This window comes from Mycetohabitans sp. B2 (assembly GCF_021733735.1).
GTDB classification, from domain to species: Bacteria; Pseudomonadota; Gammaproteobacteria; order Burkholderiales; family Burkholderiaceae; genus Mycetohabitans; species Mycetohabitans rhizoxinica.
This window is the reverse complement of the sequence record NZ_JAHKSP010000097.1, coordinates 1-260: the sequence shown is the minus strand read 5'-3', so window position 1 is coordinate 260 and position 260 is coordinate 1. Positions and strand designations below refer to the sequence as shown.

Below are 260 nucleotides of genomic sequence, written 5' to 3'. Positions count from 1 at the left end.
CGGCATTGAAGGCTGGCTGCAATATGCAACTGACCTGTTTGACGCCGAGACGATCCAGCGGTTGGGGCAGCACTGGGTCAACGTGCTCGAGGCGGTGGTTGCCGACCCGACGCAGCGCCTGTCCGAACTGCCGCTGCTCAGCACCACAGAACGCCACCAACTGCTCACAGCGTGGAATGACACGGCCGCTGACTTCGCCTCTGCGCCCACCCTGCACCAGCTATTCGAAGCCCAGGTGCAACGCACGCCGAACGCAGTCG

1 protein-coding gene is annotated in these 260 nt (G+C 63.8%); it reads left to right on the top strand.

Features of this window, described 5'->3' with window-relative positions; all coding sequences use genetic code 11:
- Positions 1-260 (top strand): condensation domain-containing protein (locus KPG66_RS16870; RefSeq protein WP_237071601.1); only part of this gene is annotated, 260 nt, incomplete at both ends.